The organism is Pusillimonas sp. ANT_WB101 (assembly GCF_008369125.1).
Taxonomy (GTDB): domain Bacteria; phylum Pseudomonadota; class Gammaproteobacteria; order Burkholderiales; family Burkholderiaceae_B; genus Allopusillimonas.
Window position 1 is genome coordinate 287,104 of the sequence record NZ_VOAY01000002.1, and the last position, 13,291, is coordinate 300,394.

11 protein-coding genes are annotated in these 13,291 nt (G+C 56.0%); 8 read left to right on the top strand and 3 right to left on the bottom strand.

Going from position 1 to position 13,291, the window contains the following annotated elements; translation table 11 throughout:
- The first annotated feature begins 118 nt into the window (after positions 1-118).
- Positions 119-964: an oxidoreductase gene (locus tag FQ179_RS10280; RefSeq protein ID WP_149397216.1), complete on the top strand. Its 846-nt coding sequence runs from the start codon at positions 119-121 to the stop codon at positions 962-964.
- A gap of 12 nt (positions 965-976) precedes the next feature.
- Here the strand turns inward: FQ179_RS10280 and FQ179_RS10285 are convergent, their stop codons facing one another.
- Complete coding sequence (locus FQ179_RS10285; RefSeq protein ID WP_149397217.1) at positions 977-2,221, bottom strand: MFS transporter; 1,245 nt, start codon at positions 2,219-2,221, stop codon at positions 977-979.
- Between the two features lie 388 nt (positions 2,222-2,609).
- On the opposite strand from FQ179_RS10285, the gene FQ179_RS10290 reads away from it, so the two are divergent.
- Together FQ179_RS10290 and FQ179_RS10295 are read left to right on the top strand one after the other, a co-directional pair.
- On the top strand, positions 2,610-4,346 hold the full coding sequence (locus FQ179_RS10290; protein WP_149397218.1) for a murein L,D-transpeptidase: 1,737 nt from the start codon (positions 2,610-2,612) through the stop codon (positions 4,344-4,346).
- A 5-nt stretch (positions 4,347-4,351) separates the two neighbouring features.
- Positions 4,352-4,915 (top strand): DUF882 domain-containing protein, encoded by a 564-nt coding sequence (locus tag FQ179_RS10295; protein ID WP_149397219.1) that lies wholly within the window; start codon positions 4,352-4,354, stop codon positions 4,913-4,915.
- Between the two features lie 67 nt (positions 4,916-4,982).
- Here FQ179_RS10295 and FQ179_RS10300 read toward each other — a convergent pair whose 3' ends face one another.
- Both FQ179_RS10300 and FQ179_RS22285 read right to left on the bottom strand, forming a co-directional pair.
- Positions 4,983-5,927, bottom strand: coding sequence for a LysR substrate-binding domain-containing protein (locus FQ179_RS10300; RefSeq protein ID WP_149397220.1), 945 nt, complete (start codon positions 5,925-5,927; stop codon positions 4,983-4,985).
- 25 nt (positions 5,928-5,952) lie between these two features.
- Positions 5,953-6,120: a hypothetical protein gene (locus tag FQ179_RS22285; protein ID WP_188074578.1), complete on the bottom strand. Its 168-nt coding sequence runs from the start codon at positions 6,118-6,120 to the stop codon at positions 5,953-5,955.
- Positions 6,121-6,371: 251 nt separating this feature from the next.
- Between FQ179_RS22285 and FQ179_RS10305 the strand changes: the two genes are divergently transcribed.
- The 5 genes from FQ179_RS10305 (at position 6,372) to FQ179_RS10325 (ending at position 13,261) form a co-directional block, all read left to right on the top strand.
- The gene (locus FQ179_RS10305; protein WP_149397221.1) at positions 6,372-7,346 is read left to right on the top strand and encodes a tripartite tricarboxylate transporter substrate binding protein; all 975 of its coding nucleotides are present in this window, start codon (positions 6,372-6,374) and stop codon (positions 7,344-7,346) included.
- 20 nt (positions 7,347-7,366) lie between these two features.
- Entirely contained in the window at positions 7,367-8,794 is a 1,428-nt protein-coding gene (locus FQ179_RS10310; protein ID WP_149397222.1) for an amidase, read from the top strand.
- A gap of 82 nt (positions 8,795-8,876) precedes the next feature.
- Positions 8,877-9,803, top strand: a complete 927-nt coding sequence (locus tag FQ179_RS10315) for an amidohydrolase family protein (protein WP_149397223.1) — start codon at positions 8,877-8,879, stop codon at positions 9,801-9,803.
- Complete coding sequence (locus FQ179_RS10320) at positions 9,803-11,491, top strand: class I adenylate-forming enzyme family protein (RefSeq protein WP_255474941.1); 1,689 nt, start codon at positions 9,803-9,805, stop codon at positions 11,489-11,491. Before FQ179_RS10315 ends, FQ179_RS10320 begins: the two co-directional genes overlap by 1 nt.
- 303 nt (positions 11,492-11,794) lie before the next feature.
- Positions 11,795-13,261: an aldehyde dehydrogenase family protein gene (locus tag FQ179_RS10325; protein WP_149397224.1), complete on the top strand. Its 1,467-nt coding sequence runs from the start codon at positions 11,795-11,797 to the stop codon at positions 13,259-13,261.
- Positions 13,262-13,291 lie beyond the last annotated feature (30 nt).

Sequence of the window (13,291 nt, forward strand, 5' to 3'; positions counted from 1 at the left end):
ACCGCGCAAGACGGCATACTCTCAAACCGTCATCGCGCGTAGATAAGGCTTAATAAAACGTGTTGCCATGGGCTGCAGTATGCTTGCATGAATCCTCTACCCAAAACAAGGAAACGCAATGGCGACAGACACTACCGCAGTATGGTTTATTACGGGTTGTTCCACGGGCTTTGGCCATGCGCTGGCGGCCTATGTGCTGGCCCAGGGCAACCGCGTGGTCGTCACCGCGAGAAATGTGGACAGCCTGAGCGAACTCGTCAAGGACGCAGGCAATCGCGCCCTGGTGCAGCAGTTGGATGTCACCGATGCGGCCCAGATCAAGACAGCGGTGTCAGCAGCCACGGCGCGCTTTGGTCGCATAGACGTGCTGGTGAACAATGCGGGCTATGGCTATCAGTCATCGGTAGAGGAAGGAAGCGACGACGAGATCCGCGCCCAGTTCGAGGCCAATACTTTTGGCCTGTTCGCCCTGACCCGGGCAATACTGCCCGGTATGCGTGCGCAACGAAGCGGTCACGTTATGAACATAACCTCGGTTGCCGGCATGTTGGGTAACCCGAGCACCGGTTATTACGCCGCCAGCAAGCACGCCGTGGAAGGGTGGTCTGACTCGCTGGAGACGGAGGTTGCACCGCTGGGCATACGCGTAACTTGTATAGAACCTGGCCCTTTCCGTACCGACTGGGCTGGACGCTCCTTGCGTGTCACGCCCGCAAAAATCGACGAATACAAGGAGTCTGTGGGCGCCAGCATAAAGTCGCTCGCCGAAAAGAGCGGCAAACAGCCCGGCGATCCCGTCAGGGCAGCGGCGGTAATGTACCAAATCGCGTTGATGGACAATGCGCCGCGGCACCTGCCTTTGGGCGCTTCCGCTTACGAGCGCATCACACGCAAGCTGAAAACCCGTCTGGCTCAGATAGAGGCTTGGGAGGCAACCATCCGGTCTGCAGATTTTCCGAGTTAATTGACAAGGCCTTTAGGCGTCGACGGGAACCCGCCGGCGCATCAAGGCGGATCTTCCCAAAACGACGACCGCCACGGCCAACGGAAAGAATGAAACCATCAGCACCGTGCTCCAGCCGTAGGCCGATAACAGCCCGCCCGAGGCGAATGAGCCTATGGCCATGGTCCCGAACACGATGAAATCGTTAAACGACTGCACGCGTGTTTTCTCATTGGGGCGATGACTTTCCAGCACCATGGCAGAAGCGCCTATAAAGCCAAAATTCCACCCCACACCAAGCAGGGCAAGGGTAGCCCAGAAGTGGGCAATATCAATGCCGGTCAGACCCACCGCTGCCGCAATCGCTATAAGCAACAAGCCAAGCGACACGACGGGCCCGGCGCCGAAACGCGTGATCAGACGCCCAGTAAAAAAGCTGGGCGCATACATGGCTATGACATGCCACTGAAGACCCAGGTTGGCGCTTTCTTGTGACAGGCCGCACATTTGCATTGCCAGGGGTGCAGCCGTCATCAGAAAATTCATGAGCAGATACGAGACCACACCACAAACGACTGCGGTCACGAAACGCGGCTGGCGCAAGATAACCGAAAGCGGTCTTCCGCCGTGGCTTTCCGCCGCAGTGGGCACGGGAAGACGCACGCCCCACAAGACCAACGCCGACAATGCCGCCACAACCGCCTGCGCAAGATATGTTGCGACAAACATGTTTGGAGGTAACAAGTGCATGGTGTAGGTGACGAGTTGCGGGCCTATGACACCGGCAACAACGCCGCCCCCCATCACAAACGATAGCGCGCGGGCGCGCTTTGCCGGGGCGACCCCATCGGCCGCCGCAAAGCGAAACGAAAGCACCACCGCCGCATAGGCGCCGCCAAAAAACGTAGCCAGACAAAACAGCCAGAAGGAACCCAGCATTACCGCCAGCGCGGCGATCAGGCCCACCAGCACCCCACACCCTGTTCCGGCAAGAAAGGCTGCCCGCCGTCCATAGCGGCGCGCAATCGCGCCGCTGGGCAGAATACAGGCAGCCATACCCACCACGAAGATGGAAATTGGCAAGGTCGCCAGCGCCTTGTCAGGGGCTAGCATGTTTCCGATGATGGCCCCGGTGGCATAAACCACGACGGCATTGGCACCCGCCAACGCTTGCGCCACAGTGAGGCGGACGATGTTGCCCCTCTGGTCGCGGTCAGACAGCACGTCGGAGGAGTCAATCTGATGCACAGATGATGCAGCTGACACAATAGGTCTCATTGTTGTGGCACATGGCGCCCTAATCTTACATGCCCGCTGATAGGCATTCGCCTGAATGGCACTACCACTTTCCCTGGATACATACCGCGTAGTTATATATATATAACGAAAAAACATGTCGATGAAACAGTTTACTCCCCCAATAGGCGTTAGCACGAACGCAGCGGGCGGTCAGGACTGATTCAGATCAAGCGTACGCAGCTATTTTTGACGAGGCCGCCCATTTCCACCAGGCCCATTCTACGTCTTACCATACTCAATCGTTATGTATTGTTAACGTATCGTCGTGAGCAGTGATGTCCTAAATGCAAGGCCAAGCAAGAATGTGCAAGAATGGGCTTCAGGTCGTGGCAGGTTTCTAAAAGCACGTTTTAATCGGTGGTTTATCATGTTCCGCGCATGTTGCAATAAACGTCACAGCACTCCCAACCTGGGGCAACCACCCTGTACGGAGCCCAACCTGGGCAGTGGCGCCAAAAGCACCTATCATTTTCTTGCCACCAGATGTACAGCGGCGGCCCAGGCGGGTAGATGGCTTAGACAGTACACGCTATGGACACTGGCCTGTGTGTTTATCGGGCTCTTTCCAAGCTGTTCGTCGGCACAAAACACCTTGCAGTGGTTCAGTCAGGGCAGGCCTACTATACAAGCCTTGCAAGCAGTTGATCTGCTAAGTAAAGCGGCGTCTGATGGCCTTGAACCCCAAGACTACAACGCGCAACCTCTGCGATATGCCCTAGACCAGGCGTGGAAAGGGCCAGAAATTTCAGCCTCTGCCATTGAACGACTTGATACGGCATTGACGGCTTCCATGCAGCATTATCTTAATGATTTGCACCGCGGACGCATCACACCACAACAAACCGGCCCGCACTTCGAGTTTCTTGTACCGGCGCCTTTCAATGCGGCCATGTACCTGTCTACCGCGCTTGCCGAAAACCGTCTGCCCGAAGCAGTTCGTCAGGCCTCGCCCGATAATGCAATCTACGCCAGCCTGCTCCATGCCCTGGCCCGATACCGCGAAATTTCGCTTCTTCCGACGTGGAAAGATCAACTGCCCCCCTTGCCTGCAAAAACATTGCTGGCCAATGAGCCCTATGCGGGTGCCGATATGCTGGGGCAGCGGCTAATGGCATTAGGAGACTTGCCTGCCGGTACCTTGATACCAGAACGTTATGAAGGTGTGCTGGTTGAAGGCGTGCGGTCATTTCAGCAGCGTCATGGCCTGTTGGTCGACGGCGTCATTGGCAGCGCTACCCTGACGCAACTTGGGATCCGCCCTGCTCAACGCATACGCCAGATCGAACTATCCCTCGAGCGCATGCGCTGGACACCGCTGTTTCAGACCCCACGCATGATTGTGGTTAATATCCCAGAGTTCATGCTGCGCGCTTACGAGGTTAAAAACAATAAGGCTGATGTGCTGTTGCAAATGAAGGTTATTGTCGGTCGTTCGCAACTCACGCAAACGCCGATCATGGACGGCGAAATACAAACTATCGAATTCAGCCCTTACTGGAACGTGCCTCGTTCCATCGTCATCTCCGAAACCTTACCGCGCCTGCGCCGAGACCCCGCCTATTTCCAGCGACAGGGTTTTGAGTTTGTCACACATGACGGAAGCGTACTCAGGACAGCGCCGCAAGCCAATATCGAAGCGCTGCAACGCGGCGAACTGCGCATTCGACAACGGCCTGGCCCCAATAATGCCTTGGGTGACATTAAATTTATATTTCCGAATAACCAGAGTATTTATCTTCATCACACGCCCGCAGTGGGGTTGTTTAACCGCGATCAACGAGATTTGAGCCATGGCTGCGTACGCGTGGAAGACCCTACAGGTTTGGCCCAATTTGTGCTGCATCAAGAGCCTGAGTGGACGCGAACCCGTATTCAGCAGGCCATGACTGAAGGTAAATCACAGACCATTCGGGTGCTCCCCCCCGTGCCTGTATTGATCACTTACAGCACTGTTGTTGTAAAAGATGATAAAGTTTATTTTCACCCTGACATCTACGGTCAGGATTCCATGCTCGACAAGGCGTTGCAACAACGCGTTCGTGTCGTGCCCTTGCTTGAAACCAGGCAACCAACGGTCGAAATCATTCGTCCCGCACTTCACTAATGACGATGACAAAATTATTCACGCCTTCCCGTCGACAGTTTCTTCGCTATTCTGCCGGTATCTCTCTAGCCGGAACCGGTATTTCACTTGCGCCACAGGTGTTTGCCGGTAGCACGCAACCCTACAAACTGTCTTTTGATCACACGCATACGCATGAGAAAATATCGCTTATTTACGCGATGGGCGGTCAATATGTGCCGACGGCACTTAATCGTTTAAATCATTTTCTGCGCGATCATTACTCCGGTACGGTTGGCACTATAGATCCGCAACTGTTCGATATTTTGCACCGTATCGTCTTAACGCTGAATGCACGGCAACCATTCCAGGTTATTTCAGGTTACCGTTGCGCCCAAACCAATGAAAAGCTGCGCACTACACGCGGCGGTGGCGTCGCCAAACGCAGTCTGCACATGGACGGCAAGGCAATCGACATCCGCTTGCCCGGTGTTCCACTTGCCGAACTGCGCGATGCCGCACTTTCATTGAACGCTGGCGGCGTAGGGTTCTACCCCCGTGACCAGTTTATTCATGTGGATACAGGTAGGGTGCGGCACTGGGGCACGTAAGCCTCATCGCATCGATAGCCTTGCACAGTGCATCAGAGTCAGACGGTACTCAGTTCTATGGGACAAGCTACCGCAAGGTTGGCACTGAATAACCATCAAGAGTACGAACTTTCATCGTGGAAAGAATTCGGGGCAAGCGCTGGCTCAGCACCTCTATGAAGCGGCCGCCCAAGGCGGAAACTGGCCGCTGCCGATTGCGCAGAAGATAAACGCTGTACGGAATCACCGGCTCAAAATGCCGCACGACAAGCTGACCCATGGTTACGTACTTGTGTGCCGAAAAGGGCTCAACGATAGCCACCCCCATCTCGTGCGCGACCATAGCGCAGGCTTGTTCAGAACTGTACACCTCGATGTTCAGTCGTCGGCGTACACTGCGCTCAAGAAATATGCGGTCGACGATCGGCCGCAATCGGCCGTCGCGTCGAAATGAGATAAACCGCTCACCCTCAAGTTCCTCAGCATACACGACCGCCTGGTGCGCCAGGCGGTGCCCGATCGGCAAAGCACAACACGCAGCAACTCGCAGAAGCGGCTCGCACACAATCTCAGGCCGGTCTACCGGCATCATGCTTAGAGCCCAATCAGCCTGTGAACTAACAAGCCATTCGGCGATGTCACGTTCCACTGAGACCGACAGCGAGAACGATACTTCAGGAGTATCCCGGGCCATTTGCGCAAGCACTTCTACGAGCACAGGGTTGCTCAGAGCTCCAATTGCAATCAGATCTAACCGGCCGGCATCAAGGTGACGAAGTTCAGTCGCAAACTCGTGCAACGTTCGCAGATCATCCACTGTCCTTCTCGCCCTTTCGGCGAGGAGTAGAGCTTCGGGAGTGGGAACAAGACGCTGTCGCTCGGAAACGAAGAGCTTCATCCGAACTTCCCGCTCGAGATTTCGAATTAACTTGCTGACCGTGGGTTGCGAAACATCCATTGCTTCCGCAGCTTTAGTCAGACTTCCCTTCTCGACGAGAATTACGAAAGCTTCGAGTTGGCGCGAGGAAATCATTCTGCCCTCCTGCCAATATGAAGGCTCATAGCCAGAAAGCCTCGACCACGTCGTACATTCCCGCACATAGGTCAGCGGTTGATCTCATGCGTTTGGTATTGGCACCATCGCTTTGCAGAGCGAGGTCTGGAACAGTGGCGCACAGTGCCAGACTAACTGTAGTGGTTCCAACTGAGTGCCGAGGCTGACTCATTCCCGCTCTCCACAATGAATAAGATTGTCAATAAGGTGGCTATATATGCGCGGGTCGTAAGCTCGACCGCAGAGTTTCGACCACGACTAAGTAGATTATAGCCTTAAGCAATGAAGTCGGAAAGGTTTATGCCTTGTGTCTTGACCCATGGACCAATAACATTGTTCGAACCTAACGGCGGTCGGCCACGAACTGGTGCAGGCTTCAAACAGCTGAACCTAGGCCGCTCATAATCACAATTGGAGATAGCAATGAGTTCGAACAACTGGAATACCCGTCTGCGCAGCGCGTGCGCTATTTTGCTTCTGACCACAGGGGCAGCGCATGCCGCCGGGTTCCCTACGCAACCAATCACACTTGTACTCCCCTTCGGCAACGGCGGCTCTCTTGATACAACCGCCCGACTTCTTGCGCGCGGCATGCAGGAACGTCTGGGCCAGCCTGTCATCGTCGAAAGCAAGACCGGCGCCAGTGGCACGATCGCCATCAACTATGTGCACCGAGCAAAGCCCGATGGGTATACGCTGGCGGTTGGCACCACCAATCTGTTTTCATACCCGCAATCTGTACTTCCGGGACGAACCTATGACCCAGTGGCCGATTTCGAGCCAATCAGTGGCTTGTATCGCTCTGATCTTGCCATCATCGTGCCGGAAAACTCGCCGATTAAGACAATGGCCGATCTCGTAGCTGCCGCCAAGCGCGATCCAGGCAAGCTGAATTATGCCTCTTACGGCGTTGCCACAACGACGCACTTCTGCATGGAGGAATTCGAGCGACGCACGGGTACCAGCATGACTCATGTTCCGTATCGCACAGCACCGACCCTGGACGTCGTCGCCGGTCGAATTGACGTTTCATGCGATGTAATAACACCAATAATCCCGCTCCTGAAGAGCAATAGAGTGAGAACGCTAGGGGTAACCGCTGAAACCCGTTCGAGCTTTCTGCCAGATGTTCCTACGGTGGCAGAACAAGGTTTTCCAGGTTTCTCGGTGTTTACCTGGTCCGCAGTAATGGCACCTAAGGGAACGCCGCCAGAGGTCGTGCGCAAGTTGAACGAAACCATCACAGCTGTCATTCGGACCCCTGAGTTTCAGGCTCAGGCGCGCAGCCTCAGCGTTGAGCCTTGGGCCACATCGCCACAAGAGCTAGCCGACTTCATCAAAAAAGAAACGACTAAATGGCAACAACTAGTGACTGAGGCCAACATCAAGCTCGACTAAGCTCGGGAGAACCCGCAATTATGAAATCAGATGACATCTGGCGCTGGAGCGCCACGTGCACCGCTAAAGCGGTAACCCGCGGGTCGCTAGGTGCTGAGCAAGTGGTGCACGCGATCGCAGATCGGATTGCGGCGGCCAACCCTCAGGTCAACGCGTTCGCGCTGCTCGGCATCGACAGTGCGATTGACCAGGCTCGCTCGCAAGACATGGCACGTGCGGCCGGCGCGCCCGCAGGCCCGCTGGAGGGCGTGCCCTTTCACGTGAAGGATCTCATTCCGACGCAGGGAATGGAAACTGCATATGGCTCGCATACGATGACAGGTAATGTCCCTGGTGCTGACGCTCGTGCGGTTGCACGATTGAAAGCAGCAGGGGCAATCCTAATAGGCAAGACAACCACGCCTGAGTTCGGTGCAAAGATCCTGACGAACAGCCCGCGGCACGGTCACACGCACAATCCGTGGAATCTTGCCCGTACGTCAGGAGGCTCAAGCGGTGGATCGGCAGCGGCGGTCGCAGCCGGCATGGGCCCCATTGCAGTCAATACCGACGGTGCCGGATCAGCCCGCGTTCCTGCTGCATGTTGCGGCGTGCTGGGCTTCAAACCGACAATTGGCCTCATCCCGAACGACATGGCAGCAGCGCTATTTGAGAACCACCAGTACATCGGTCTGAACACTCGAACCGTGCCGGACTTAGCGTTGGCCCTTTCTGTAATGAACGGACCGGACGTGGGCGATCCATGGACGCTAGGGCGCACGCCGATACGTTTCGCCGTCCCGCCTGATCCGGTATCTGCACTACGAGGCCTGCGCATTCTGTATGTCCCCACGATGGGCAACCGCCTCGTCGACGAAAGCATTCTCGCAAGGCTCGAAGCCATGCTTGATCTGTTAGTTGAGCACGGCGTCAAAGTACAGCGGATGGACGGCGAGTTCGACTGGGGAGCCAAGCTAAGCGGTGCTTGGCTGCGAGCCAGCCTGCATGCCCGCATCGGGCACCTGCTCGCCACTGATCGGGATAGGCTAGATCCAAACCTCGTGGCCACGCTCGAAGCCGGTTCGCGCACATCAATATCCGAAACTGAAGGCTTACCGCTAGCGCGTACCCAACTATTCCATCGTGTACAGCAATTGTTCTCAACGACCGATTTGATCGTGACGCCCACGGTTGCAGCACCTGCCATCGATCTGGATCATGCCCCCAATGCGCCACTCGTCATCAACGGCGAAGTTGCCGGCTTGCTGCGCGACGCGTGGTGGCCGTACACCGGGCTCGCAAACCTTACTGGCCATCCGGCGATCAGCGTTCCGATGGGCTTTTGCGCCGACGCGACTCCCGCGGGGCTGCACGCGATGTCGCAATACCACGAAGACCAACGCCTGCTCGACCTTGCCGCAGCGATGGAGGTATTAGCCCCATGGGCGCAGCATTGGCCGACATGTTAGAGCGCGACGAGCGTGAGAGATTGCCTAAAGCCATCTCCGCAATGAAATTGAGCACATCAGGTTATTACTAGGATTCACCATTATGATAAAAATCGACTACGCAAGTATCCCTCCGACGGCCACTCTCGGCCGAAACCCATCGCGCCATATGGCGAACTACGAAAAGGTTTTTGCGGCCAGCCTCGCGCGCGCCGAAGATAAAGCCGCGACCGAGGTAGGTAACGAGGCGGACGACCTTGCTGAGTATCTGCGAACTTACGACGAGTTGGGTATCGACCGGGTAGTAATACGTGCCCGTGATGTGGAGACCACGTTTGGCATAAAAGTCGCCAACGAAACGGTCGCCGAATTTTGCCATGCCCACGCGCCAAGATTTATCGGGTTAGCCAGTGTTGATCCTCACAAGGGCATCGCTGCGCTACGCGAATTCGAACATGCAATCCTTCATTTAGGGCTTCGAGGCCTGCATCTTCCTTGCTTCGAGCACAAGCTCGCGGTGAACGCTAAGGAGCTGTATCCACTGTATGCCAAGTGCATCGAACTGGATGTTCCCGTAAACGTCCACGTAGGCATGTCATTCTCGTCCGCCGTTCCCATGACCTACGGCTTGCCGCGCTACCTTGACGAGGTGATGGTGCATTTCCCGGAGCTGAAAGTCGTCGCATCAGTGCCCGCATTTCCCTGGATACTCGAGTTAATCGGTGTGGCCTGGCGCCACCCCAACGTGCATATCGCGCTCAACGCTATGCGACCCAAGTACCTGCAGACAGCCGGCTCGGGCTTCGAACCGCTGTTGCAGTACGGCCGCACTATTCTAAAGGATCGCATAATTTGTGGGTCGAATTGGCCGCTGCAACCTGTACGTAAATACTTCGACGAGCTGGAGGCGCTGCCACTTGAAGAAGGCGTGCTCGCAGGGTGGGTCGGTGGCAATGCAGCACGTTTATTCAAGATGGACTCGACCGACATCGCAGAGCCTACTCTACAGACCACGGGAGCGCACAAATAATGCACGAGACATCTACTGCGGCCTTTGGGAACCCACTTTCGCCTGAAACAACCGACCCTGGTGTGATGCAGATCAAGCGCCTACGAGAGGCGATGGACGTTACCGAGGGGGTTCCCACAACACTCGGTGGACTCATCCGTGAACGTGCGCTGACACTGGGAGATGCGGTCGCTGGTCATTGGTTCGACGACGGCGTGCAATACACGTATCGGGAATTTGACGTCGCCGCAGACCGTCTTGCGAGCAGCCTGTTAGCTCATGGTGTCCGCAAAGGCACACACGTGGCGGTCATGCTTCCGAACGTGGCCGCTTTTCCCATCACATGGGTCGCTCTCGGACGCATCGGTGCGGTCATGGTTCCGGTCAACACGGCTTACACTAGCCATGAACTGCGTTTTGTGCTCGAAGATTCCGACGCACAATTCCTGGTGATTGATGCTGAGCTCCTACCTGTACTGCACAGCGTGACGCCACTTCCGTCACTGTTATCCGACAATGGCATCATCGTACATGGTGCCGATACCGGAACAGCTCACCTAGACTGGCAAAAACTCGTCACCAAAGGCGAAGCGCCGTTCTGTGCACCCTCACCGGTCACAGCCTCTGATCTGCTGAACTTGCAGTACACATCAGGCACGACGGGTTTTCCCAAAGGGTGCCTGCTCTCACACGACTACTGGATGCTGATTAGTCGGTTGGCGGCGATGACGCGTGGTTCGAACGGCGAGGTCCGCAATGTTCTAGTCTGGGCACCGTTTTTTTACATGGACGCACAATGGCAGTTCCTGATGACAGTATGGCTATCAGGTACTGCATTCGTCGCACGCCGTATGAGTCTTACTCGCTTCCATGACTGGCTGCGTGAATACCGCATCCACATGTGCATTTATCCCGAGGTCGCTCTGAAGCAGTCAGCAACGCCGGAAACTGATTCCCAACTACACCTGAAATATCTCTCGATCTATGGCTGGGGCGCCGAGGCGAGGCGCGAGGTGGAGCGCCGCTACAACGTGGTCGCGCGGGAAGGATACGGAATGACAGAGGTCGGCGGCGCGAGCCACGTGCCGCCTGACGCCACGCATATGGCTCATACGGGAAGCTGCGGGTTGGCGATGCCATTTCGCGAACTACGCATTGTCGATTCGGCTGGCAACGATGTCGAGGAAGGAGAAGAAGGCGAACTCTGGATTGCTGGCCGGGCGATTTTCTGGGGTTATTACAAGCGTCCTGAAGCCAATGCGGACTCTTTTCGCGGTCGATGGTTTCGCACCGGAGACCTGTTCCGCCGCGACGCCAACGGTTACCACTATATCGTCGGCCGCATCAAGGACATGATAAAACGAGCAGGCGAGAACATCGCTGCGATCGAAGTAGAAGCAGCACTGCGCGCTATGCCCGAAATCGAGGAGGCCGCCGTCGTGGCCGTTGCCGACCCATTGAGACGCGAGGAGGTCAAGGCATATCTGAAGCTGCGCGAGGGCCTCACCCAGACGGAGGTGCCACCAGAGGATGTGCTGGCCCACTGTGCGACACACCTAGCGGCATTCAAGGTGCCACGCTATATAGCCTACATGACCGAAGATTTTCCTCGCACGCCAACCCGAAAAATCGTCAAACGAGCTCTGATCGACGGGGTGGCCGACCTTCGCGTGGGAGCGTTCGACCGCGTAGACAGTGTCTGGCGCTGACCTGTGACAGAAGCACGGCCATTCATCATTTCATTGACGTCGCGCGTACTCTCAGCTTTAGGCTTCCACTTGCACGGTAGGGCGATGGTTTCTACCGTGGTCAGGGCACCAAGACCTAAGAACTGTCACGCATCATATGGTATCTTCAAGTATCCAAGCGAACATCTTTAACGTCATAAAAGGTTCCACATCCGTCGCCAATCGGGCGACGATTTCATGTCCCATTACCTCTGCGCCGTCCGCGTAACCGGTATCTGCGCTGACGTTGCATTCGCAGGGTAATTTCTAAACGAGGAAGAGCCCATGGTCGACCGTTACCAAGATTTTCACCTGCAACTACTGGCAGGAGAATGGCGTGAAGGCAGCGGCGAAGCATCCCGCTCTGTCACAAACCCGTACTCCGGTGAAACACTGGCCACTATTCGCTCTGCCACCTCCGCTGATCTGGATGCCGCTTACTGCAAGGCCGCCGAGGCGCAAGTTGAATGGGCGAACACGCCCCCCAGCGAACGCGCAGCATTAATGCACCGTGTAGTGGCTATTTTCGACCAACGTAAAGATGAAATCATTGACTGGCTGATCCGCGAGGCTGGCAGTACACAACTGAAAGCCACGATTGAGTGGGGTAGTGCCCGCGCAATCACGCTGGAAGCAGCGAGCATGCCCAGCAGATCTCGAGGGGCTACGCTGAGCAGCGATATTCCGGGTAAAGAAAACTTGGTTTACCGCCGTCCTCTAGGGGTGGTGGGCGTGATCAGCCCCTGGAACTTCCCGCTGCACTTGTCACAGCGTTCGGTAGCGCCAGCCCTGGCGTTAGGAAATGCCGTGGTCATCAAACCAGCAAGCGACACACCCATCACTGGCGGCTTGTTGCTTGGTCGCATCTTTGCAGAGGCAGGCCTGCCAGCTGGCGTGCTAAGTGTGGTGATTGGGCCTGGGTCAGCCATTGGCGATGATTTTGTTGCGCACCCAGTTCCTGCGCTTATCTCATTTACCGGCTCAACGCCGGTTGGCAAGAACATTGGCAAGATCGCCACAGGTGGCCGATATCTCAAAAAAGTGGCGCTGGAGCTGGGCGGCAACAGCCCGTTCGTCGTGCTTGACGATGCAGATGTCGAGCAAGCCGTGAAGGCAGCCGTATTCGGCAAGTTTTTGCATCAGGGACAAATTTGCATGGCGATCAACCGAATCATTGTTGATGAGCACCTGTACGATCGTTTTGTTGAAGACTTCGTCGCACACGCACGCAAACTTAAGGTTGGCGACCCCTCGGCCATGGGGACTGTTATTGGTCCCATCATCAACAAGTCACAGCTGGAGGGTTTGCAGCGCAAGATTGCCCGGGCCAAAGAGCAAGGGGCAACCGTATTGCTTGAGGGTGAAGTACAAGGGCAACTTATGCCGCCGCACGTATTCGGCGACGTAACGCCCGATATGGAAATCAGCAGTGATGAAATCTTTGGTCCTCTGGCGGGTATCCAGAAGGCGCGCGATGAACAACACGCTCTGGAGCTGGCCAATGGCACAGAATTTGGTCTTTCCAGTGCCGTGTATTGCGGTGACTTGAACAGAGGCCTGACGTTTGCCCGCAACGTCAGAGCCGGTATGACTCACGTTAATGACATGCCAACCAATGATGAAGCGCATGTACCATTTGGTGGTGAGAAAAACTCGGGGTTGGGCCGGTTCAGCGGCGAATGGGCGATTGAAGAGTTCTCTACTGTGCAATGGGTGAGTGTGCAGCGCACACCAAGGCAGTACCCGTTCTAATATCGTTTACGGTCTGCGACCTCATCGAAG

What these genes read in the sequence shown, in the direction of transcription:
- FQ179_RS10280 (WP_149397216.1), top strand. Translation starts at nt 119, where the DNA reads ATGGCGACAGACACTACCGCAGTATGGTTTATTACGGGTTGTTCCACG.
- FQ179_RS10285 (WP_149397217.1), bottom strand. Translation starts at nt 2,221, where the DNA reads ATGAGACCTATTGTGTCAGCTGCATCATCTGTGCATCAGATTGACTCC.
- FQ179_RS10290 (WP_149397218.1), top strand. Translation starts at nt 2,610, where the DNA reads ATGTTCCGCGCATGTTGCAATAAACGTCACAGCACTCCCAACCTGGGG.
- FQ179_RS10295 (WP_149397219.1), top strand. Translation starts at nt 4,352, where the DNA reads ATGACAAAATTATTCACGCCTTCCCGTCGACAGTTTCTTCGCTATTCT.
- FQ179_RS10300 (WP_149397220.1), bottom strand. Translation starts at nt 5,927, where the DNA reads ATGATTTCCTCGCGCCAACTCGAAGCTTTCGTAATTCTCGTCGAGAAG.
- FQ179_RS22285 (WP_188074578.1), bottom strand. Translation starts at nt 6,120, where the DNA reads ATGAGTCAGCCTCGGCACTCAGTTGGAACCACTACAGTTAGTCTGGCA.
- FQ179_RS10305 (WP_149397221.1), top strand. Translation starts at nt 6,372, where the DNA reads ATGAGTTCGAACAACTGGAATACCCGTCTGCGCAGCGCGTGCGCTATT.
- FQ179_RS10310 (WP_149397222.1), top strand. Translation starts at nt 7,367, where the DNA reads ATGAAATCAGATGACATCTGGCGCTGGAGCGCCACGTGCACCGCTAAA.
- FQ179_RS10315 (WP_149397223.1), top strand. Translation starts at nt 8,877, where the DNA reads ATGATAAAAATCGACTACGCAAGTATCCCTCCGACGGCCACTCTCGGC.
- FQ179_RS10320 (WP_255474941.1), top strand. Translation starts at nt 9,803, where the DNA reads ATGCACGAGACATCTACTGCGGCCTTTGGGAACCCACTTTCGCCTGAA.
- FQ179_RS10325 (WP_149397224.1), top strand. Translation starts at nt 11,795, where the DNA reads ATGGTCGACCGTTACCAAGATTTTCACCTGCAACTACTGGCAGGAGAA.